This is a genomic window from Aeromicrobium sp. (assembly GCF_047606445.1).
GTDB lineage: Bacteria > Actinomycetota > Actinomycetes > Propionibacteriales > Nocardioidaceae > Aeromicrobium.
Genome location: NZ_JASGEK010000029.1, coordinates 1 through 20,287 on the forward strand (window position 1 = coordinate 1; position 20,287 = coordinate 20,287).

A 20,287-nucleotide genomic window follows, 5' to 3' on the forward strand; every position below is an offset into this window, starting at 1 on the left:
CGGAATGTTCAGGACACGTCGTCGGGTAATGACGCGGCGTTCGACAATATCGAGATTTTGGATGTGACGCCGCAGTTGGACAAGGAGTTCGTGTCGGGTAGTGGTGTTCCGGGGACGGAGGCGCGGCTGCGTTTCACGGTGACGAACACGTCGGAGTTGGGCGCGAAGGCGGGGTGGGGGTTCACTGACACGTTCCCGGAGGGTTTGACGGTGGCCCCTACGCCGGATTTCTCGTCGTCGTGCGCGAACGGCGCGATCACCGGTGGCGGGACGGCGGGGGACGTGTCGGTGAGTTTGACGGGCGATCTGGAGGCGGGGGAGTCGTCGTGTGTGGCCGAGGTCGACGTGTTGGTGCCGTTGGACGCGGAGCCGGGGCACGTGTACGCGAACGGTCCGGACAACATCAGCGGGGTGGCGGGTCTGGATCTGCCGGGGACGGCGTCGTTGACGGTGCCGTCGCCGGGCCTGTCGATCGACAAGTCGGCGGTGTTGGACGATGTGAACGGCAACGGGTTGGCGGACGCGGGGGAGACGATCGCGTATTCGTTCGAGGTGACGAACAGTGGCGGGCAGCCGTTGACGGGCGTGTCGGTGGTCGATCCGTTGGTGTCGGGGCTGGCTCCGTCGGGTTTCGATCTGGCGGTGGGCGAGAGCCGGACGGTGACGGCCGACCCGTACACGGTGACGGAGGCTGATCTGATTGCCGGGTCGGTCGACAACTCGGCGACGGCTACGGGGTCGGCGCCGGGCGGCGGCACGGTGGCGTCGGATCCGGACACGACGACCACGACGACGATGCCCGCGCAGCCGCGTCTGCTGGTCGAGAAGACCGCCGACCTGGACGACGCGAACGGCAACGGCGTGGCCGACGCGGGCGAGACGGTCTCGTACTCGTTCGAGGTGTCCAACACCGGCAACCTGACGATCACGGACGTGTCGGTGGTCGACGAGCGGGTGTCGGGCCTGACGCCGGCTGGTTTCACCCTTGAGCCGGGCGAGAACCAGACGGTGACCGCTGATCCGTACACGGTGACCGAGGCCGACGTGCTCGCCGGGGACGTCCACAACTCGGCGGTCGCGACGGGGACGAGCTCGGGCGGGGATCCGGTCGAGTCCCCGGAGTCGACGACCACGACGCCGACGCCGCCGGTGGCGCCGAAGCTGCTGATCGAGAAGACCGCCGACCACGACGACGCCGACGGCAGCGGCACGGCCGACGCGGGCGAGACGATCGCGTATTCGTTCGTGGTGACGAACACCGGGAATGTGACCGTGAGCGATATCTCGGTGGTCGACCCGCTGGTGTCTGGCCTGGATCCGTCGGGGTTCACGCTCGCGCCGGGCGAGAGCCGGACGGTGACCGCGGACGTGTACACGGTCGATGAGGCCGACATTCTCGCCGGGTGGGTGCATAACTCCGCGTCCGCGTCGGGTGTTGACCCGAATGACGATCCGGTCGATTCGCCGCCGGACGCCACGACCACGACCACGACGCTGGTCACGCCGAGCCTGGTGATCGAGAAGACCGCGGACCACGACGACGCTAACGGCAATGGTGTGGCCGATGCGGGGGAGACGATCGTGTACTCGTTCACCGTGTCCAACGAGGGCAACGTCACCCTGTCGGACGTGTCGGTGGCCGATCCGCGGGTGACGGGTCTGACGCCGACTGGTTTCACGCTCGCGCCGGGCGAGGAGCGGGCGGTGACGGCGGACCCGTACACGGTGACCGAGGCCGACGTGCTCGCCGGGAGGGTGTTGAACTCGGCGACCGCGTCGGGTGTGCGTCCCGGCGGCGGGGCGGTGACGTCCCTGCCGGACGCGGTCACGGTCGACACTCCCGAGGCCGTCACGGAGTTGACGGTCGTGAAGACCGCCGAACTCGGCGACGCGGACGGCGACGGTCTGGGCGACGAGGGCGAGAAGATCGCGTACTCGTTCACGGTGACGAACACCGGCAACGTGACGGTGACCGGTGTTTCGGTGGTCGATCCGTTGGTGACCGGGTTGACGCCGGCCGGTTTCACGCTCGCGCCGGGGCGGACGCAGGAGGTGACGGCCGACGTGTACACGGTCACGGCCGAGGACGTGCGGCGCGGCAGTGTCGACAACGTGGCGACCGCGACGGGCACTGATCCGTCGGGCGGGGCGTACACGTCGGAGGAGTCGAAGGTGTCCACGGCGACGGCCGGGGCGGCCCTGCCGGGCACGGGCTCGGGTCTCACGCCCGGCCATGTGCTCCTGGGCCTGCTCCTCGCGGCCGCCGGAGTTCTCGCGCTGCGGGCCGTCAGACACCGCCGACACGCCTGACCGACCACCTGCTGGCACACGTCGAGGGCCGCTCCCACCAGGGGAGCGGCCCTCGACGCGTCAGATCAGTTCAGGCCCGGCGACGGGGCGCCTGACGGCGGCACCGGCGTGGGTTCCTGCGCGAGACGCGTGTAGACGACCGCGCCGGCGCCCGCGAGCAGACCGAGCACGAACAGCTTCTTGAGCTTCGAGCCCTTCTTCTTCGGCGCGGCGTCGACGGCTTCGTCGGCGGACTTCTTCTTACGGCACTTCGCCATGGTTCCTCCTGAGGGTCTTCTTCGACCCTAACGCGTCGCTCCACACGCCGTCGGTGAGCCGCGCCACGAGTAGCCTCGCGGCAAGGAGGGGCGATGAGCGGTCGACCGGAGCGTGTCGTGGTGGTCGGCGCGGGTCTGCCGGGTCTGGCGACGGCGTGGTTCCTGCAGCGTGAGGGGGTCGCCGTCACGGTGCTCGACAGGACCGGCGTGGCGGCCGGATCGTCGTGGGGCAACGCCGGGTGGCTCGCCCCCGCGCTGACCCTCCCGTTGCCTGATCCGGCGCTGTTGGCGACGGGCGCGAAGGCGGCGCTGAAGCCGTCGTCGCCGGTGTACGTGCCGCCGACGGCCAACCTGCGGCTGCTGCGCTGGCTGGCGTCGTTCACGCGTCATTGCACGCCGGGCCGGTGGCGCGAGGCGATGGAGGTGTTCCGGCTCGCCAACGCCGGCGCGTTGGCCGCCTACGACGAGCTGGAGGTGGCCGAGCCGACGAAGCCCGCCGAGCCGTTCATCGCCGGATTCACCCGTGAGGCCGACCGCCAGGTGTTGGTCGAGGAGCTCGCCCACACCGACACCGTCTACGTCCCGCTCGACGGCGACGAGGTACGCGCCGCGCAGCCCGCGCTCAGTGAGCGGGTCGAGTACGGGCTGCGATTGGAGGGCCAGCGCTTCATCGACCCGCCGCGCTACACCGCCTCGCTCGCCGACGCGGTGCGCGAGCTCGGCGGCGAGATCCGGGTCGGCTCGGCGAAGAAGGTCGAACGGCGCGGCGCCGAGGTCGTGGTGCGGCTCGCCGACGGCGAGGAGCTGACGGCCGACGCCGTGGTGATCGCGACGGGCGCGTGGATCGACGGACTCGCCCGTCCGCACGGCGTGCGTCATCACGTGCAGGCCGGTCGCGGCTACAGCTTCACCGTGCACCCGGAGGCGCTGCCGACCGGGCCCGTCTACTTCCCGGCGCAGCGCGTCGCCTGCACCCCGCTCGGGCCGCCCGGCGCGCCGACGGGCCTGCGGGTCGCCGGGATGATGGAGTTCTGTCCGCCCGACGCCCCGCTCGACCCGCGTCGCGTCCGGGCCGTCGTCGACGCCGCCCGCCCGCTGCTGCGCGACGTCGACTGGGACGCCCGCGCCGACGAATGGGTCGGCTCGCGGCCCTGCACCGCCGACGGACACCCGTTGGTCGGCGCCACCGGCACCCCCGGCGTCTACGTCGCGGGCGGCCACGGCATGTGGGGTATCGCCCTCGGCGCCCTCACCGGACGGCTTCTCGCCGCGCACATCGTGCGCGGCGAGAAGCCGGAGCTGCTGGGCCACTGGGACCCCTTGCGTTAGCCCTACTTCACCTCGGCGCGCATCAGCAGGCGCAGGCCGATGGCCAGCGGGATGAAGAGCCAGATCGACGTCGCCACGCCGAGCTGGGCCCACTGCTCGCCGGTCAGCTTCTCGTCGAACAGGGCGAAGATCGCCTCGTTCGGGTCGAGTCAGCGGCAGTTCTCGGCCCACCACTGCTGCACGCCCATCAGCGCGCCCGAGACGCCCGGGATCACCAGCTTGTAGACGAAGTAGGCCACGATGGCGGCGGGCGTGTTGCGCAGGAGCACGCCGAGCATGAAGCCGGTCAGCATGCCGAGCTCGTTGGCCAGGATGATCTGGGCGAACTGCGCGAGGCTGGTGTCCCAGATGGGCTCGGTGCCGGCCAGCGCCGGGCTGACGACGGTGCCGATGGAGCCGACCGCCGCCGCGATGAGCATGGAGACCACGCCGATCCCGACGACGCCGAGCAGCTTCGCCGTGATGACCCGCGCACGGCTCGGCACGAGGGTGAACGTGGTGAGCGCGGTGCGTTGGCTCCACTCGCTGCTGACCGACAGGACGCCGATCATCGGCAGAATGACCGACATGGGCATGCCGATGGCGGCGGAGAAGTCCTCGAAGGTCAGGGTCGCCCGGTCGCCGAGGAGCACGGTGAGCACCGTGGCGATCACCGACAGCGCGACGACGCTGATCATCAGCCACAGCCCGGCCCGGGTGTCGAACATCTTGCGCAGTTCGACGCTCAGCAGCCGGGTGAACGGGATCGGCTCGATCGGGGCGCGCTCGCGGCGCGCGCGGGTGACGGGGGCGGTGGTCTCAACAGTCGCGGTGCTCATGCCGCCGCTCCTTCCAGGTGGTCGCGCTGGCTGTCGGCCGTGAGCGCGAGGAACATCTCCTCCAGGCCCGCGCTGTCGGCGGGTCGGAGCTCGGTCAGGGGCAGGCCCGCGTCGAAGGCGACGCGTCCCACGGTGGCGGCGTCGGCCTCGGCCAGCACGGCGTCGCCGCCGCCGGGCGTGGTCGTGACGCCCGCGGCGTTCAGCGCGCGGGTCAGCGCGGCGGTGTCGGCGGTCCGGACGAGCACGCCGCCGTGCGCCAGCAGTTCCTCCTTCGTGCCCTGCGCGACGATGCGGCCGTTGCCGATGACGACGATGTCGTCGGCGACGACCTCGATCTCGTGCAACAGGTGCGACGACAGCAGCACCGTGCCGCCGTCGTCGGCGAAACCGCGCAGCAGGTCGCGCATCCAGCGGATGCCGGCCGGGTCGAGACCGTTGGCCGGCTCGTCGAGGATCAGCACCTCGGGGTCGCCGAGCAGGGCGGTGGCGATGCCGAGCCGCTGGCGCATGCCGAGCGAGTAGTTCCGCACCCGGCGGCTCGCCTCACGGTCGGTGAGGCTGACGAGGTCGAGGATCTCGTCGACACGGGAGGACGGCAGACCCATCGTGCGCTGCGCGATGGTCAGCACCTCGCGGCCGGTGCGTCCGGCGTGCTGGGCGGAGGCGTCGAGCAGGACGCCGACCTCGCGGCCCGGGTTGGGCAGGTCGGTGAAGTGGCGGCCGAGGACGGTGGCGCTGCCGGAGGTCGGGACGCTGAGCCCGACGAGCGTCCGCAACGTGGTGGACTTCCCGGCGCCGTTCGGGCCGAGGAAGCCCGTCACGCGGCCGGGTCGCGCGGTGAAGGTGACGTGGTCGACGGCGGTGAAGTCGCCGTACCGCTGGGTGAGGGAGTCGATCTGGATCATGGCCCCAGCCTCGCGGCTCAGGGGCGTCCGCCGCTTCGGGCAAAGCCCCCAGATCGACCCCTAGACGACCCTGACCCTCACTTCGGGGAGAGCAGGCCCCGCTTGTCGGCGACGACCTCGAAAATCGCTGTCGAGAAGGGCGGGATGGCCGCGATGAGGGCGATCACGCCGACGATGGGCGACCAACGGAAGACGATCCAGGCGACGAGGCACGCGAGCAGGTAGAACACGAAGATCACGCCGTGGATCGGGCCGGCGACGGGCACGCCGCCCTCGGCCAGGCCGAACGGCTCGGCCTCCAGGACGTACTTGAAGAACATCGCCGACAGCAGGAGGCCCCAGCTGACGGCCTCGGCGAAGGCGATGAGACGGAACCAGGTGCGGGTCGCTTCGGGAGTCACGCGCTCACGCTACCGGCGCGGCCCGGGCGCCCGTGTTACGCGGGCGTCATGCGGGTGGGTGAGAATGCGCACATGGCCTTCCTGCTGCGTGTGGAGCTCCCGGACGTCCCCGGCTCGCTGGGTTCCCTGGCGACGGCTCTCGGCTCGGCGGGCGCCGACATCGAGGCGATCGAGATCGTCGAGCACCGTTCCGACGGCAAAGCGGTCGACGACGTCTTGTTGGAGCTGCCCGCCACCGAGATGCCCGACTCGCTGGTGACCGCCTGCCACCGGCTCGACGGTGTGCGGGTGCATTGGATCTCCCGTTACAACGCCGGGGCGAATCTGCGCATGGACCTGGAGACGGTCGAGGAGTTCACCGAGAACCCGCGGACCGCGTTGGTCAAGCTGGTCGAGGCGATGCCGACGACGTTCCGTGTCGATTGGGCGTTGGCCGTGCGCGCGGGCGCCGAGGGCGTCGAGAAGACGGGTTCGTCGATGGCCGCGCCGCGTGAGCTTCCGGCGGAGGCGTCGGCCTGGCTCGACGTCGAGGGTTCGACGGCGCTGGCGCAGGTCGAGGCCTGGGACGCGACCCTGCTCGCCGCCGCGCCGGGCACGTTGCGCGACGGGTCGAAGGTCGCGGTGGTCGTCGGCCGTCACGGCGGTCCCGACTTCCTGGCCTCCGAGCTGGCCCGCCTCGGCCACATCGTGGCGTTGGCGGCCAGCGTGCAGACCGTCTGAGTTACTTCTTCTCGTCGGGGTCGGTCAGCGGCACGTGGGCGTGCTGGAACCGGCCCAGCGCCGCGACCTCGCGCTCCAGTTGCGGCACATGCTTCTTCGCCTGACGCAGCACGACCGCCTGGCCGACGGGGGAGTTGATGAGCGGCTTGAGCCAGTTCGCGAGGATCACGCCGCGCGGCACGTAGACGCGACGCTTGCGCTTGGCGAAGCCCCGGATGATGCCGTCGATGCACGCTTCCAGGCTGGTCGTGGCGTTGGCCGGGTAGGGCAGCTTGCTGCGGATGACCTTGAAGGTCGGGAGGTCGTCCTCGGCGCCCCGCACGATGTCGGTGTCGATCCAGCTGGGGTGGACCGAGCCGATGGTGACGCCGAGGTGCGCGACCTCCTGGTGCGCGGCGATGGCCAGCGACTCCGCGCCCGCCTTCGAGGCGTTGTAGGAGGCGAGGCCCGCGAGGTTGGTGAAGGAGGCGAGCGAGGCGACGACGAGCGCGTGGCCCTTCGTCTTCTCCAGGTGCGGGATGCTCGCGTGCAGGGTGCGGTAGACGCCGTTGATGTTGATGTCGACGACGCGCTCGAAGGAGGCCTCGTCGATCTGCCGGACGGTGCCGTAGGAGGCGATGCCCGCGTTGGCGAGGACGTGGTCGATGCGGCCGAAGTGCGCGGCGGCCGCGTCGATGGCGGCGGTCGTGGCCGCGCCGCTGCGGGCGTCGGCCTCCCACCAGGCGGCGGCGTCGCCGAGTTCGTCGGAGAGGGCTTCGAGCAGTTCGGGCTCCAAGCCGAGCAGAGCGACCTTGCCGCCCTCGGCCACATACGAACGGGCCACGCCGGCGCCGATGCCACGGGCCGCCCCGGTGACGACGAGGACCTTGCCCTTGAAACGCTGAGTCATAGGTTCAAGATACCGCCGGTATTTCGAATGCGACAGCCCGGATGTCGTATTCTGTGCCGCAGCGCCTCGGACGGGTCTACGATGGGCCTGTCGGGCGGACGTCGATCCGCCTCTTGGAGCCAGGAGGCACCCATGGCGGGCAAGTTCGAGCTGTATCAGGACAAGGCGGACAAGTTCCGCTTCCGGCTCAAGGCGGGCAACGGTCAGGTGATCGCCGTCGGCGAGGCCTACGAGAGCAAGGCTGCGGCGCTCAACGGGATCGAGTCGATCCGTAAGAACGCCCCCGACGCCCCGGTCGACGACCAGACCTGATCGGGCGGTCGACGTAGGCAGTAAGTTGCCTGGCATGAGCGCGCTGCCCCATGTCTCCGACACGTTCGACCCCGACGCTTGGGACGAGGTGCCCGGTTTCGAGCACCTCACCGACCTGACCTATCACCGGGCGAAGGCGCACGGCACGGTCCGGGTCGCCTTCGACCGTCCCGACGTGCTCAACGCCTTCCGTCCGCACACGGTCGACGAGTTGCTGCAGGTGATGGAGCACGCGCGTACGTCGGCGGATGTGGGGTGTGTGCTGCTGACCGGCAACGGTCCGAGCCCGAAGAACGGCAAGCACTCGTTCTGCACGGGCGGCGACCAGCGGATTCGTGGCAAGGCGGGCTATCAGTACGAGGACGTCGACGCTTCTGCTGAGGCGACCGGGGCCGAGGAGCCGAGCCCCATCGACAAAGCGAAGCTGGCGCGGCTGCACATCCTCGAGGTGCAGCGGTTGATCCGTTTCATGCCGAAGGTCGTCATCTGTGTGGTGCCCGGCTGGGCGGCCGGCGGCGGCCACAGCCTGCACGTCGTCGCGGATCTGACGCTGGCGAGCGCGGAGCACGCACGCTTCAAGCAGACCGACGCCGACGTGGGCTCGTTCGACGGCGGCTATGGCTCGGCGTACCTCGCGCGCCAGGTCGGGCAGAAGTTCGCCCGCGAGATCTTCTTCCTGGCTCAGGAGTACTCGGCCGAGGAGGGCATGCGCATGGGCGTGGTCAACCGCGCCGTCCCGCACGCCGAGCTGGAGGCGACCGCGCTGGAGTGGGGCCGCCTGATCAACGGCAAGAGCCCGACGGCCCAGCGCATGCTCAAGTACTCCTTCAACCTCCTCGACGACGGCCTGGTCGGCCAGCAGATGTTCGCCGGCGAGACCACCCGCCTCGCCTACATGACCGACGAGGCCCAAGAGGGCCGCGACCAGTTCCTCGAGAAGCGCGACCCCGACTGGAGCCCGTACCCCTGGTACTACTGATCTGGAGCAGGCAGATGCGGCGGCAGGCAGGTGAGACGCGGTGACGTTGACTGGTTCCCTTCGACCTGTTTGGCGTTGGCCCGCAAACTGAACCTTCCGCCTTGGGCAACCGGGCAACCTTCTCAGCACCGACCGGATGCCCGGCCGCAGTCAACCCCGCAGCGCCCTCGGCGTCGGAGCCCTGCGCGGCTAGCGCGTTTGGAAGGAGACGTGCCAGTCGGGGGCGGTCTCGTCGTCGATCGTCAAGAACCAGGAGAAGCGCTGGCCCGAGGGAAGACGAAGCGGCGGGATGCCGAGGGCGAGGGACATGTCGATCGGCACGCCCGCCTTCAATCCGCTTGGCCGACCCACCTCGAACTCGCCGCCGACCTCCACCGGACGTTCCCCCTCGCGCCCGGGCTGGGTGACCGGATTGCCGTCGGCGTCGACCAGGCGCAATCGGAACCGCATCTTCTGGTTCGTCATGTCCCACGGGATGTCGAGCTTGAGCGCGAGCGCGGACGCCTGCGGCTTCGGACCGGTGACGCTCCAGCCACCGCCGTTGATGTACAGCTTTCCGTCGGCGACGACCGCGTGGTCGGCGAGCAGGATCGTGGCGCGGATCGACGGGCTCATCGGACCGTCAACTGTCGGCTCGACAAGACGTTGCGCGCGGCCCGCTGCTCGGTGGTCAGCGGTCCGGACTCGGCCAGCGCCTCGTCGAGCCGGGACCGGAGCGCCACCGTCTGCTCCTCCAGCGCCTCGGCCTCCAACTCGGTCTCCCAGACTGGGACTTGCAGTCCGTGCGCGCGGAAGATGCCGATGAGCGGCGTGTCCGGGTCGAGGCGGTCCGCGCCGACGGCGCGCAGCCGGGCGAGGGCGTCGAGCAGGTCGGACTCCTCGTGCGGCTGGCCCCAGCGCAGGAAGCGCTGCGGCCCCATCTCGGTCCAGTAGGCGGCCTCGACGCCGGCGAGCTTGACGGTCGGCGCGACGGCCGCGTTGGTCTCGTCGAGCAGCGCCTGGGCCTGCTCGTCGACGTCGTTCCCCTCCAGCCAGAAGTCGAAACCGTCGTGCACCTCGACGTCGAACGTCGACGCCGGGTCGACCAGCTCCTGCAGCCGCGGGCCGACGCCCGGGTCGCGCACCGGGACCGGCGTGCCGGGTTCCAGGGTCAGCGCCGTCTCGACGATTCCGGCGAGGTCGCGGCTGATGTCGCCGTGGTTGTGCAGCACCTGCAGGCCGAGCCAGATCTCCCCGTCGGGTCGCACGAGTCCCGCGCCGTTGCCGGGAAGCAGCGAGCAGACGCGCACCGTGCGGTCGCTGTCGGCGAGCCTGATCGTGGCGGTCGCCGACGGCACGAACTCGCGCAACGCGATCCAGTCCAGCTCGTTCGGCAGCCCCTCGAAGGTGCGGGCCACGAACGGCATGCGTGCTTTCTTCTCGCCCTTGCGGCGCGACTTCTTGCCCATGCGCCTGAGCCTATGCGACCAGCCCAGCAGGCATGATGGAGACCGTGACGACAGTGGAGATCATCGCGGCGGTCGCGATCGCCCTCGGGATCGTGGGCATCGTGCTGCCGATCCTGCCTGGAGCGCTGCTCATCGCCGGCGGTCTCGTCGGCTGGGCGATCAGCGACGGTTCGGCCGTGGCGTGGCTGTGGGCCGGTGTGGGCCTGGCGATCCTCGTGATCGGCCAGGTGGTCAAGTACCTGATCCCCGGCAAGCGCCTGAAGGCGGCGGGCGTGCCGAACCAGACGCTCATCGTCGGCGGGCTGCTGGCGATCGTGGGCTTCTTCGTCGTGCCGGTCGTCGGGCTGTTCGTCGGCTTCGTCCTCGGCGTCTACCTGGCCGAGCTGGAGCGCGTCGGCTCCGAGAAGGCGTGGCCGTCGACGTGGGCCGCGACCAAAGCGGTCGGCCTGTCGATCCTCATCGAGTTGGTCAGCGGCCTGTTCGCCGCCATCTGCTTCGTCGCTGGCCTGCTGCTGACCTGAATAGCTCAGGTGACCTGAATAGCTCAAGCGCGGGCGTTCAGGCTCATCTCGGCGTTGACGCGGGTGCCTTCGGAGACGTCGACCCACCAGCGGTCGGTGAGTTTGCCGATGATCGACAGGCCGCGTCCGCTGAGCGAGTCGCTGTCGAAGTCGATCGGTGTGAGGGTGGCCCCCTCGCCGGCGTCGCGCACGCTGATCTCCAACAGGCCGCGGGTGATGGCCCACGACACCTCGATGGTGCCGTCCTCGCCGGGTTTGCCGTGGCTGACCGCGTTGGCGAGCATCTCGCTGAGCACGATCAGCGCGTCGTCGATGCGGGAGGCGGGAACCTGGTTGACGGTGAGGAACCCGGCGAGCTTGGTGCGGGCGATCGACGGGGTGGACGACGCCATCGGCAGACGAATCACGTCATGCGTTCGTGGCATCTTCTGAACCTGTTCCGTCGTGGAGTGGAGGTGCGCGGGTCGAACTAGTCCGCCCGGGTGACATCGCTCTAGTCCAAAGTAACCAGGAAAGGACCACCTGGCTAGCCAGGTGGTCCTTTCGGGCGGGTGAAAGCGCGGGCGATGTTACTTCGCGGCGGCCTTCAGCTTGGTGCCGGCGCTGACCTTCACGCCGAAGCCGGCCGGGATCTCGATGGTCTCGCCGGTGGCGGGGTTGCGGCCGGTGCGCGCGGCGCGCTCGACACGCTCGACCGACAGGATGCCCGGGATCGAGACCTTCTCGCCCTGAGCGACAGACTCCAGGAGCACGTCGGTGAACGAGGAGAGGACCGCGTCGGCCACCGTCTTGGTGGTGCCGGACTTCTCGGCGAGGGCGGCGACGAGGTCACTGCGGGAAATAGCCACAACTGCTCCTAATGATGATGGATCGTGGAAACGGCCTCAGTCTAAGGACGCCCTCGGACAGATCGGGAACCGGGAGGGACCGGGGGCCCTAGGTTTTCGCTGATTTTCAGGTCCAGCGGTCGAGTGTGAGGCCGTCGCGGAAGTCGGCGACGAGCCGCAGGTAGTCCTCGCGAGCGACCTCCGCGACGCCGAGGCTGGCCAGGTGCGGAGTGCTCCACTGCACGTCGATCAGGCCGCCGTCCATGCGTCGGCACAGCTCCATCAGCGCTACCTTCGACGCGTCGGTGACGTGGTGGAACATCGACTCCCCGGCGAACAGGTCGCCGATCTCCAAGCCGTACAGACCCCCGGCGAGCCGGCCGTCGGCCCACACCTCCACCGAGTGCGCCCAGCCGAGTTCGTGCAGGCGGAGGTAGGCGGCGCGGATCGGCGCGTCGATCCAGGCACCGGGACGCGACGGGTCGGCGCAGGCGTCGATGACCTGTTCGAAAGCGGTGTCGACGGTGGTGGTGAAGCCGCGCGCGGAGCGGCGCAGCGATCGGCTGGCGTGGAACTGGTCGGGCCACAGGACGCCGCGACGCTGCGGCGACCACCACACAGGACGGCGTCTCTCGTGGCCCATCGGGAACAGCCCGGAGCGATAGGCGGCCACGACGGTCGACGGCTCCAGGTCGGCGCCCGCCGCGACGCAGTCGTCCGGCGGCATCTGGTCGACCGTTGGGAAACCCCAGGGTGCCGGTGGCAGGGGTTGGCGCTCAGGCATCGCCGACCGCCCGGCGCAGATGATGGACCGGCTGGTGCCCCCAGGCGCGCCACTCGCCGGGCGACGCGCTCGACAGCGCCCGCCACCAGGTGAGGCAGCGGTGCACGGCCTGGGTGGTCCAGGCGGCGGCGACGTCGTCGGCGACGTCGGCGACCCGCAGCTCCCAGGCGGCGGCGTAGGCGGCGAGCACCGGCTTCCACTCGACGGGGCCGTCCGCGCGGGAGCAGATGACCCCGCGCGGCACGGCCAGCGTCTCGCAGGCGTGCGCCCACTGCGCGTCGCCGAAGTCGAACAGCCGGGCGCCGCGGGAGGAGTCGTGGACGTTGCCGGGGTGCAGGTCGCCGTGGTTCACCGTGACCGGCAGCGCGGAGTCGGCCAGCCGGTCGGCCGCGTCCGCGATGATCGGGCGATGGTCGCGCAACGCTGCGGCCGCAGCGGCGTCGAGGTGGCAGGGATGGCCCGGCTCCAGCTCGGCGAAGGTCGTGACGAAGCGGTCGTACAGCTCGGCGGTCTTCGTCGGGCGGCAGTCGGGCAGTCCGGTGGCGAGCAGAGCCTCGCGATGCGGGGTGAGGTGCTGCTGGAATCCCACGACCTCGATCATCAGCCACTGCCAGTCCTGGGTCGAGATCGCGCCGTCGTCGCGCCAGGACGGCCCATGGTCGGCGGTGAGGATCCAGCCGCGCGCGGGGTCGACGGCGACGGGCGCGTCGACGTGGTCGGGGGCCAGCTCGGCGGCCAGCGTGTGCAACGCCGCCTCGTGGGCGGCGCCGGGGGGCAGCGCTTTGAACCAGAGGCGGCCCTGGTCGGTGTCGACGGTCAGCTGGGTCGACCAGGGGCGCACGCGCGTCTGCCGGACGTCGAGGATCGTGTGCCCCGACAGCTGCGTCGCGAGCCATTCCTCGACCTGGGCACGCCAGGTCGAGGAGACGACCTCGTCGGAGAAGGCGCGGGCCATGGAGGCGACGCTAGCGTCGATCAGGCCCGCGCGCGAGGCTCCACGCCTAGACTCGCCCTATGGCAGTGGGAAAGAAGGCGGCTACGGTCGCGGGCGCGCAGCTGGCGCCGAAGGTCGCGTGGAATTTCGTCAAGTCCGCCGTCGACAAGGCGATCGACGGGGTCGGCCCGCTGCGGTCGGCCGCGGAGTCGGCCACGACGCATATGGTCGACGCGAACGGCGACGTGGCGAAGGCGGCGCAGCGGATGATCCGCTCGCATGTGGCCATCGCCGGAGTGCAGGGGTTCGTGACGAATCTCGGCGGGCTGGCGACCCTGCCGGTGACCGTTCCGGCGAACGTCGCGGGGGTGGCCCTGCTGCAGGCGCATCTGGTGGCCGGGATCGCCCATCTGCGCGGCTACGAGCTCGACGACCCGAAGGTCCGCAACGCGATCTGCGTCGTCATGCTCGGCGAGGACAAGGTGGACGAGCTGGTCAAGCGGCACAAACTGCCGTCGCGTCCGCTCGCCATCGCGACCGCTCCGGCGTACGACCCGGAGCTCGACCGCATGATCGCCGGCGAGCTGACCGGCGAGCTGGTGGCGCGCACGGTCGGCCGTCGCGCGGTGACGCTCATGGCGCGCAAGATCCCCGGGGTCGGCGGCGTGGTCGCGGGCGGCACCGACGCTTACTCGACCTATCAGATCGGCCAGTACGCGATCCAGGAGTTGCCCGACCGCCGGCTGTGAGGACGCACGATGATGTCTTTCGGCTGTGATCGCAACCCAAAGCCATCATCCTGCGTCCCCCGAAGGCCAGCCTGACCTAATAAGCATACAGTTGCATATGCGCCTCGATGCGTACTACGGTGCCGGGCATGGCGTTGGAGCACGCGATCTTGGTGTCGCTCGCGGAGCGGTCCGCGAGCGGCTACGACCTCGCGCGCCGTTTCGACGCCTCGATCGGGCGGTTCTGGAAGGCCAGCCACCAGCAGATCTACAAGGTGCTCGGCCGCATGGAGGCCGGCGGTCTCGTCACCTCCGAGGCCGTCGCGCAGGAGGGTCGCCCAGACAAGAAGGTCTACTCGATCACCGACGACGGCCGCGCCGAGCTCGCCGACTTCACCCGTGCCCCCACCGGCCCCGAGGTGCTGCGCAGCGACTTCGCGGTCAAACTGCGCGCCCTGCCCTTCGGCGACCGCGACGCGCTCGTCGCCTCGGTGCGGAAGCGCCGCGACGAGCACGCGGCGACGCTCGCCGACTACGAGGCCAGCGTCGAACGCTTCTATCCGGATCCGTCGGCCATCGCGCCCGAGCACCTCGGCGCCTATCTTGTGCTGCGCGGCGGCCTGCGCACCGAGCAGGGCGGGCTGGAGTGGTGCGAGGAGATCCTTCAGGCGTTGGGCGCCGACGACTCCGCGAGGCGGGCCGCCCGATGAGCCTTCGCGCCGACCACCACCACGATCACGCCCAGCGTCATCGCGGTCACGATCAGCACCGCGTGTACCCAGAAGAACGACTGCGGCGCGCTCGCCCAGTGCTCCCCCGCCCACGCGCGGTCGTCCTCGACCACCGCCTTGGCGAACCGCGGCCACACGAACACGTTGAACAGGCCCGCCACCACCAGCAGCCGAGCCGCGCGCTTGGAGATCACACCCCCATGAAACACCGGAGCCGTCATGTCTGACTACCCCCACCTGCTGAGCCCGCTCGACCTCGGCCACACGACCCTGCGCAACCGCGTCGTCATGGGCTCGATCCACTCCAAGCTGGAGGACCGCGCCAAGGACGTGCCGAAGTGGGCGGCCTACTTCGCCGAGCGGGCCAAGGGCGGTGTGGCGCTGTCGATCACCGGCGGCATCTCGCCGAACCGCACCGGCTGGCTGCTGCCCTTCGGCGGCACGATGAACTCGAAGAAGATCGCCGACCGGCACCAGGTCGTCACCGACGCGGTCCACGAGGCGGGCGGCAAGATCGCCATGCAGATCCTGCACGCGGGCCGCTACGGCTATCACCCGTTCGTCAAGAGCGCGTCGACGAAGAAGTCGCCCATCTCGCCGTTCAAGCCGCGGGCGATGAGCACCCGCGAGGTGGACCGCACGGCCACCGACTTCGCGAAGGCCGCCCGGCTGGCCCGCCGCGCCGGCTACGACGGCGTCGAGATCATGGGGTCGGAGGGCTACTTCATCAACCAGATGATCACCGCCCGCACCAACAACCGCACCGATCGGTGGGGCGGCACGGCGCGCAAGCGCATGGAGTTCCCGCTCGAGGTCGTGCGACGCACCCGCGAGCTGGTCGGCGACGACTTCATCGTCCTGTACCGGATGAGCCTGCTCGACCTGGTCGACAACGCGCAGTCGTGGGAGGAGACGGTCGAGCTCGCGCACCTGTTGGAGGAGGCGGGCGTCTCGATCTTCAACACCGGCATCGGCTGGCACGAGGCGCGCATCCCGACGATCGTCACGTCGGTGCCGCGCGCGGCGTTCGCGCCGTTGACCGGACGACTGCGCGCCGAGGTGGGCGTGCCGGTGATGGCGTCGAACCGGATCAACACTCCTGCGGTCGCCGAGAACATCCTGGCCGAGGGTCAGGCGGACCTGGTGTCGATGGCGCGTCCGCTGCTGGCCGACCCCGACTTCGTCGTCAAGGCGGCCGAGGGTCGCGCTGACGAGATCATCACCTGCATCGCCTGCAACCAGGCCTGCCTCGACCACACCTTCAAGAACCAGCGGGCGAGCTGCATGCTCAACCCGCGTGCCGGCTTCGAGACCGAGTTGGTGCTGCTGCCGACGAAGAAGGTCAAGCGGGTCGCGGTGGTCGGCGCGGGTCCGGCGGGCCTGGCGGCGGCGGTCGAGACGGCCGGACGCGGGCACGACGTCGAGCTGTTCGAGGCGTCGTCGGAGATCGGCGGTCAGTTCCGGCTGGCCAGCCAGATCCCCGGCAAGGAGGAGTTCAAGGAGACGATCCGCTACTACCAGCGCATGATCGAGGTGCGCGGCGTGAAGCTCCACCTGAACACCCGCGCCACGGCCGAGACGCTGGCCGGGTTCGACGAGGTGGTCGTCGCGACCGGCGTCGAGCCGCGGATCCCGTCGATCCCCGGCGTCGAGCACCCGAAGGTCGTCACGTACGCGCAGGTGATCGGCGAGGGCGTGCCGGTCGGCGAGACCGTCGCGGTGCTGGGCGCGGGCGGCATCGGCTTCGACGTCGCTGAGTTCCTGCTGCACGAGCCGTACGAGTCGGTGGAGCACTGGATGCAGCGGTGGGGCGTGGTCGACCCGTCGTTGGAGGTCGAGGGCGGCGCGCGCGGCGGCCTCGGCGTGAAGGAGAAGGCCCCGGCGAAGCGCAAGGTCTACCTGTTGCAGCGCAAGACGTCCGAGCTGGGCAAGGGCCTCGGCAAGACGACCGGCTGGGTGCACCGCCAGACGCTCAAGGACTCCGACGTCGAGATGATCCGTGGCGCGAGCTACGAGAGGATCGACGACGAGGGACTGCACCTGACCCAGTGCGACAGTGACGACGCCGAGCCCACGTCGATGCTCATCAAGGCCGACACGATCATCCTGTGCACCGGCCAGGAGTCCGTGCGAACCCTGGCTGACGAGTTGGTCGAGGCCGGCCTCGCCCCCCACATCATCGGCGGCGCCGACGTCGCCGCCGAGCTCGACGCCAAGCGCGCCATCAAACAGGCCACCGAGCTAGCCGCGAGGTTGTGAGCGGATGCGTCTGAATCGCCTCAGGCGTTGAGGTCGTCGATCCCTGAGGCGCGAGGCCGCCGTCGCCCGAAGTCGCGACGGGGTGTGATGTGCGTCATGTTTCCCGGCTGGGTGTCCTCATAAATGGGGACGGGATTCGTGGGACAGGGGGGTCTTGTTCCTGGTTGACTGGGTCGCATGCGTGGGCGTATGCGTGGTTTCCGTGGTGTGGCGTTGTTGACGGTCGCTGTTCTGGTGTTGGGTCTGGTGGGTTCGGCTCAGCGTGACGGCGGTGTGGTGGATGCCGAGTCGGTGGGGTATGTGCCGCCGAATGTGTCGCCGTTCGGTGATGTTCCGGGGACGAGCACGGGGAAGCCGCATACGTTCTACAAGCAGATCGCGTGGCTCGCGGAGGAGGGCGTGTCGACGGGGTACCCCCTTCCAGGGGGGAAGAAGGAGTTCCGGCCGTCGGCTCCGGTGTTGCGGGAGCAGATGGCGGCGTTCTTGTACCGGTTGGCGGGGTCGCCGGAGGTGTCGAGTGTGCCGTCGAAGAGTCCGTTCGCGGACGTGTCGACGGGGCATGCGTTTTATAAGGAGATCGTGTGGCTGTCGCAGACGGGCGTCACCACGGGGTACCCCCTTCCAGGGGGGAAGAAGGAGTTCCGTCCGGGCCAGCCGGTTCTGCGTGAGCAGATGGCGGCGTTCATGTACCGGTTCCGCACGTGGCAGGAGGACGGTTCCAAGCCGTCGGTGAGTACGGCGGGCGGGTCGCCGTTCGCGGACGTGTCGACGGGGCATGTGTTCTACAAGGAGATCCGTTGGCTGGCGGCCGAGGGCATCACGACGGGTTACCAGGAATCGAATGGTTCGACCACGTTCCGGCCGGCTGCTCCGGTGTTGCGGGAGCAGATGGCGGCGTTCATGTACCGGTTCGAGGGCGTGGACGGCCCGGTGCCGGTGGTGACGGGCGTGTCCCCGGCGACTGGTTCGACCATGGGCGGCGGGCAAGTCGTCATCACGGGCAAGAACTTCACGAAGGTTCAATCCGTTGCCTTCGGCGAGACGCCCGCGACCGACTACACGGTGAACTCGGCGACGAGGATCACGGCGACGGTCCCGGCGTCGTGGCCGGGGAGCGTCCCGGTGGTGGTGACGTCGAAGCGGGGCGCGTCGTCGGGGACGGTCGCCTACGAGTATGTCGACGAGCCGGTCGACGAGCAGAACATCGTCCCGGCCGAGGGCACGGTCACCGGGGAACCGGGCGAGGTGGCCTCGGTGGAGCCGGGCGAGCCGGACGCGACCGGTCAGGTCCAGGAGTGGGCCGTCACGTTGGTTGCGGGCGCGGCGGCCCCGGTGGTGGGGGATCGCTATTACTTGCCGTCGGGCGGCGGTGTCTACACGCAGGGTGTGGCCGGGGAGGTCACGGGCGTGGAGACGCTCCCGGACGGGACGGTCGTGGTGACGGTCGGTCTCATCGCGTTGGAGGACGTGTTCGACCGGTACGAGGTCAGTTACGCGGGGCCGGTGACGTCGTTGGACGTCGAGGGGGCCGTGGCGCCACAACCGGACGCGAACGGCATGGTCGCGCAGGGTGCGGGGACGGTCGGGACGGTGAATCTGGGGACGGTGCTGCCGTCGCAGATCTCGTGTCTGGGCGACGACGGCGTGAGCGTGGAGGTGTCGGGGTCGGTCGGCGTCCGGCTGGAGAACGTGTCGACGGTCGCGTATGTGCGGTTGGGCGAGTGGTTCGCGTCGCCGAGCGCGAGGTTCCAGATCTCGTATGACACGGTGCTGGATCTGGACGTCACGGCGGCGGGGAAGGTGACGTGCACGCTGCCGGTGTGGAAGAAGACCGCGATGAAGAAGGTCATCCCGATCGGCACGACGCCGGTGACGGTGTCGGTTGGCCCGAATGTCACGTTCGAGGTGTCCGGGGAGGCGTCGGTGACCAACACGTACCGGGTCTCGCAGACGGTGGGCTTCGGCGTGGCGGACTGGAACGTGTCGTCGGCGTGGAGCCAGAAGGCCCACAAGCCCACGTTGGAGGCGTCCGGCGAGGTGACCGCGTCGGCGGTGTTGGACGCGGAGATCCGGCTCGGGATCGTCGACCGGGGCGGGCTCAGCCTCGATCCGGGGGTGGGCGCCGAGGCCACCGCCACGGCTTCCAGCGGGCCGCCGCCGCAGTTGTGCATGGGCGCGCGCGTCTACCTCAAGGGCGAGGCGTACGGGTATCTGAACGTCTTCAAAGACGAGTGGACCACCCCCACCCTGAGCAAGGAGGTCGACCTGTGGCAGGCCAGCCAGGAACCCACCTGCGTCGATCTCGGAGACGAACCGGGCGATCCCGGAGGAACCACCGGCACCACCACTTGGGTCGGACCAGGTGGTCACACGCCGTCGGTATCCGCCGACGGCCGATATGTGGCGTTCGTCTCGGGTTTGTCGGACCTGGTGGCCGATGACACGAACGGCAAGGAGGATGCGTTTGTGCAGGACATGCAGACAGGTCAGACGAGTCTGGTGTCGGCGACCCCGTCAGGCAGCCCCAGCAACACCTACTACTACGGGTACTGGAGCCAGTTCCGGGGACTGTCGATGTCGGCGGATGGCCGATATGTGGCGTTCCCGTCGGGTGCGTCGGATCTGGTGGCCGGTGACACGAACGGCAGCTGGGATGTGTTTGTGCGGGACATGCAGACCGGTGTGACGCGTCTGGTGTCGGCGACCCCGTCAGGCGGGAGCGGCAACGAGGAGTCGGGCTATGGTGCTACGTCGGTGTCGGCGGATGGCCGATACGTGGCGTTCGACTCGTCTGCGTCGGACCTGGTGACCGGTGACACGAACGGCAGCGGGAATGTGTTTGTGCGGGATATGCAGACAGGTCAGACGAGTCTGGTGTCGGCGACCTCGTCGGGCGGGGGCGGCAACGACAACTCTTGGGATCCGTCGGTGTCGGCGGATGGCCGATACGTGGCGTTCGACTCGTCTGCGTCGGATCTGGTGGCTGGTGACACGAACGGCGCCCGGGATGTGTTCGTGCGGGATATGCAGTCGGGGGTGACGCGTCTGGTGTCGGCGGCTCCGTCGTGCTGGGGCGGCAGCAGCAGCTCTTCCCGTCAGACGTCGGTGTCGGCGGATGGCCGGTATGTGGCGTTC

The 20,287-nt window shown here is 69.7% G+C and carries 21 protein-coding genes and 1 pseudogene; 10 read left to right on the plus strand and 12 right to left on the minus strand.

All coding sequences use genetic code 11. The features are described 5' to 3' along the window. Positions 1-2,310, plus strand: a pseudogene (locus QM621_RS06950) (hypothetical protein); the annotation flags it as partial. A gap of 65 nt (positions 2,311-2,375) precedes the next feature. Here the strand turns inward: QM621_RS06950 and QM621_RS06955 are convergent. Beyond that, positions 2,376-2,567, minus strand: coding sequence for a hypothetical protein (locus tag QM621_RS06955; protein ID WP_414989645.1), 192 nt, complete (start codon positions 2,565-2,567; stop codon positions 2,376-2,378). Between the two features lie 93 nt (positions 2,568-2,660). Between QM621_RS06955 and QM621_RS06960 the strand changes: the two genes are divergently transcribed. After that, entirely contained in the window at positions 2,661-3,896 is a 1,236-nt protein-coding gene (locus QM621_RS06960) for an NAD(P)/FAD-dependent oxidoreductase (protein ID WP_414989646.1), read from the plus strand. A gap of 149 nt (positions 3,897-4,045) precedes the next feature. On the opposite strand, the gene QM621_RS06965 is transcribed toward QM621_RS06960, so the two are convergent. From QM621_RS06965 to QM621_RS06975, 3 genes are all read right to left on the minus strand, one after another. After that, positions 4,046-4,714 carry an ABC transporter permease gene (locus tag QM621_RS06965; RefSeq protein WP_414989647.1) on the minus strand — a complete coding sequence of 223 codons (669 nt, stop codon included), beginning with the start codon at positions 4,712-4,714 and terminating at the stop codon, positions 4,046-4,048. Continuing rightward, entirely contained in the window at positions 4,711-5,619 is a 909-nt protein-coding gene (locus tag QM621_RS06970) for an ABC transporter ATP-binding protein (protein WP_414989648.1), read from the minus strand. Before QM621_RS06970 ends, QM621_RS06965 begins: the two co-directional genes overlap by 4 nt. Before the next feature lie 77 nt (positions 5,620-5,696). Beyond that, positions 5,697-6,020, minus strand: a complete 324-nt coding sequence (locus QM621_RS06975; RefSeq protein ID WP_414989649.1) for a DUF3817 domain-containing protein — start codon at positions 6,018-6,020, stop codon at positions 5,697-5,699. Between the two features lie 72 nt (positions 6,021-6,092). On the opposite strand from QM621_RS06975, the gene QM621_RS06980 reads away from it, so the two are divergent. Further along, positions 6,093-6,740 carry an amino acid-binding protein gene (locus tag QM621_RS06980; RefSeq protein WP_414989650.1) on the plus strand — a complete coding sequence of 216 codons (648 nt, stop codon included), beginning with the start codon at positions 6,093-6,095 and terminating at the stop codon, positions 6,738-6,740. Position 6,741: 1 nt separating this feature from the next. On the opposite strand, the gene QM621_RS06985 is transcribed toward QM621_RS06980, so the two are convergent. Continuing rightward, positions 6,742-7,629: a short-chain dehydrogenase/reductase gene (locus QM621_RS06985; RefSeq protein WP_414989651.1), complete on the minus strand. Its 888-nt coding sequence runs from the start codon at positions 7,627-7,629 to the stop codon at positions 6,742-6,744. A 132-nt stretch (positions 7,630-7,761) separates the two neighbouring features. On the opposite strand from QM621_RS06985, the gene QM621_RS06990 reads away from it, so the two are divergent. Beyond that, the gene (locus tag QM621_RS06990; protein ID WP_414989652.1) at positions 7,762-7,941 is read left to right on the plus strand and encodes a YegP family protein; all 180 of its coding nucleotides are present in this window, start codon (positions 7,762-7,764) and stop codon (positions 7,939-7,941) included. Positions 7,942-7,975: 34 nt separating this feature from the next. Further along, positions 7,976-8,920 carry a 1,4-dihydroxy-2-naphthoyl-CoA synthase gene (locus QM621_RS06995; RefSeq protein ID WP_414989653.1) on the plus strand — a complete coding sequence of 315 codons (945 nt, stop codon included), beginning with the start codon at positions 7,976-7,978 and terminating at the stop codon, positions 8,918-8,920. A 189-nt stretch (positions 8,921-9,109) separates the two neighbouring features. Here the strand turns inward: QM621_RS06995 and QM621_RS07000 are convergent, their stop codons facing one another. Together QM621_RS07000 and QM621_RS07005 are read right to left on the minus strand one after the other, a co-directional pair. After that, complete coding sequence (locus tag QM621_RS07000) at positions 9,110-9,535, minus strand: DUF6941 family protein (protein WP_414989654.1); 426 nt, start codon at positions 9,533-9,535, stop codon at positions 9,110-9,112. After that, positions 9,532-10,368 carry a DUF5926 family protein gene (locus tag QM621_RS07005; RefSeq protein ID WP_414989655.1) on the minus strand — a complete coding sequence of 279 codons (837 nt, stop codon included), beginning with the start codon at positions 10,366-10,368 and terminating at the stop codon, positions 9,532-9,534. The genes QM621_RS07000 and QM621_RS07005 overlap by 4 nt, the downstream gene beginning before the upstream one ends. 35 nt (positions 10,369-10,403) lie before the next feature. Between QM621_RS07005 and QM621_RS07010 the strand changes: the two genes are divergently transcribed. Next, positions 10,404-10,889 (plus strand): DUF456 domain-containing protein, encoded by a 486-nt coding sequence (locus QM621_RS07010; protein WP_414989664.1) that lies wholly within the window; start codon positions 10,404-10,406, stop codon positions 10,887-10,889. Positions 10,890-10,912: 23 nt separating this feature from the next. Here QM621_RS07010 and QM621_RS07015 read toward each other — a convergent pair whose 3' ends face one another. The 4 genes from QM621_RS07015 to QM621_RS07030 form a co-directional block, all read right to left on the minus strand. After that, positions 10,913-11,314, minus strand: coding sequence for an ATP-binding protein (locus tag QM621_RS07015; protein WP_414989656.1), 402 nt, complete (start codon positions 11,312-11,314; stop codon positions 10,913-10,915). Positions 11,315-11,458: 144 nt separating this feature from the next. Next, positions 11,459-11,731, minus strand: coding sequence for an HU family DNA-binding protein (locus QM621_RS07020; protein WP_414989665.1), 273 nt, complete (start codon positions 11,729-11,731; stop codon positions 11,459-11,461). A 112-nt stretch (positions 11,732-11,843) separates the two neighbouring features. Next, positions 11,844-12,443: a leucyl/phenylalanyl-tRNA--protein transferase gene (gene aat, locus QM621_RS07025; RefSeq protein WP_414989657.1), complete on the minus strand. Its 600-nt coding sequence runs from the start codon at positions 12,441-12,443 to the stop codon at positions 11,844-11,846. A gap of 49 nt (positions 12,444-12,492) precedes the next feature. Then, a complete protein-coding gene (locus QM621_RS07030; RefSeq protein WP_414989658.1) occupies positions 12,493-13,455 on the minus strand; it encodes a phosphotransferase in 963 nt (320 codons plus the stop codon). A gap of 59 nt (positions 13,456-13,514) precedes the next feature. Between QM621_RS07030 and QM621_RS07035 the strand changes: the two genes are divergently transcribed. Next, positions 13,515-14,183 (plus strand): hypothetical protein, encoded by a 669-nt coding sequence (locus QM621_RS07035; RefSeq protein ID WP_414989659.1) that lies wholly within the window; start codon positions 13,515-13,517, stop codon positions 14,181-14,183. 107 nt (positions 14,184-14,290) lie between these two features. Beyond that, positions 14,291-14,872 carry a PadR family transcriptional regulator gene (locus QM621_RS07040; protein ID WP_414989660.1) on the plus strand — a complete coding sequence of 194 codons (582 nt, stop codon included), beginning with the start codon at positions 14,291-14,293 and terminating at the stop codon, positions 14,870-14,872. Here the strand turns inward: QM621_RS07040 and QM621_RS07045 are convergent. Next, a complete protein-coding gene (locus QM621_RS07045; RefSeq protein ID WP_414989661.1) occupies positions 14,827-15,087 on the minus strand; it encodes an SCO4848 family membrane protein in 261 nt (86 codons plus the stop codon). The genes QM621_RS07040 and QM621_RS07045 overlap by 46 nt on opposite strands. 25 nt (positions 15,088-15,112) lie before the next feature. Between QM621_RS07045 and QM621_RS07050 the strand changes: the two genes are divergently transcribed. Together QM621_RS07050 and QM621_RS07055 are read left to right on the plus strand one after the other, a co-directional pair. Continuing rightward, on the plus strand, positions 15,113-17,152 hold the full coding sequence (locus QM621_RS07050) for an FAD-dependent oxidoreductase (protein WP_414989662.1): 2,040 nt from the start codon (positions 15,113-15,115) through the stop codon (positions 17,150-17,152). Between the two features lie 177 nt (positions 17,153-17,329). Continuing rightward, on the plus strand, positions 17,330-20,287 hold a 2,958-nt coding region (locus QM621_RS07055; protein WP_414989663.1), incomplete at its 3' end, for an S-layer homology domain-containing protein.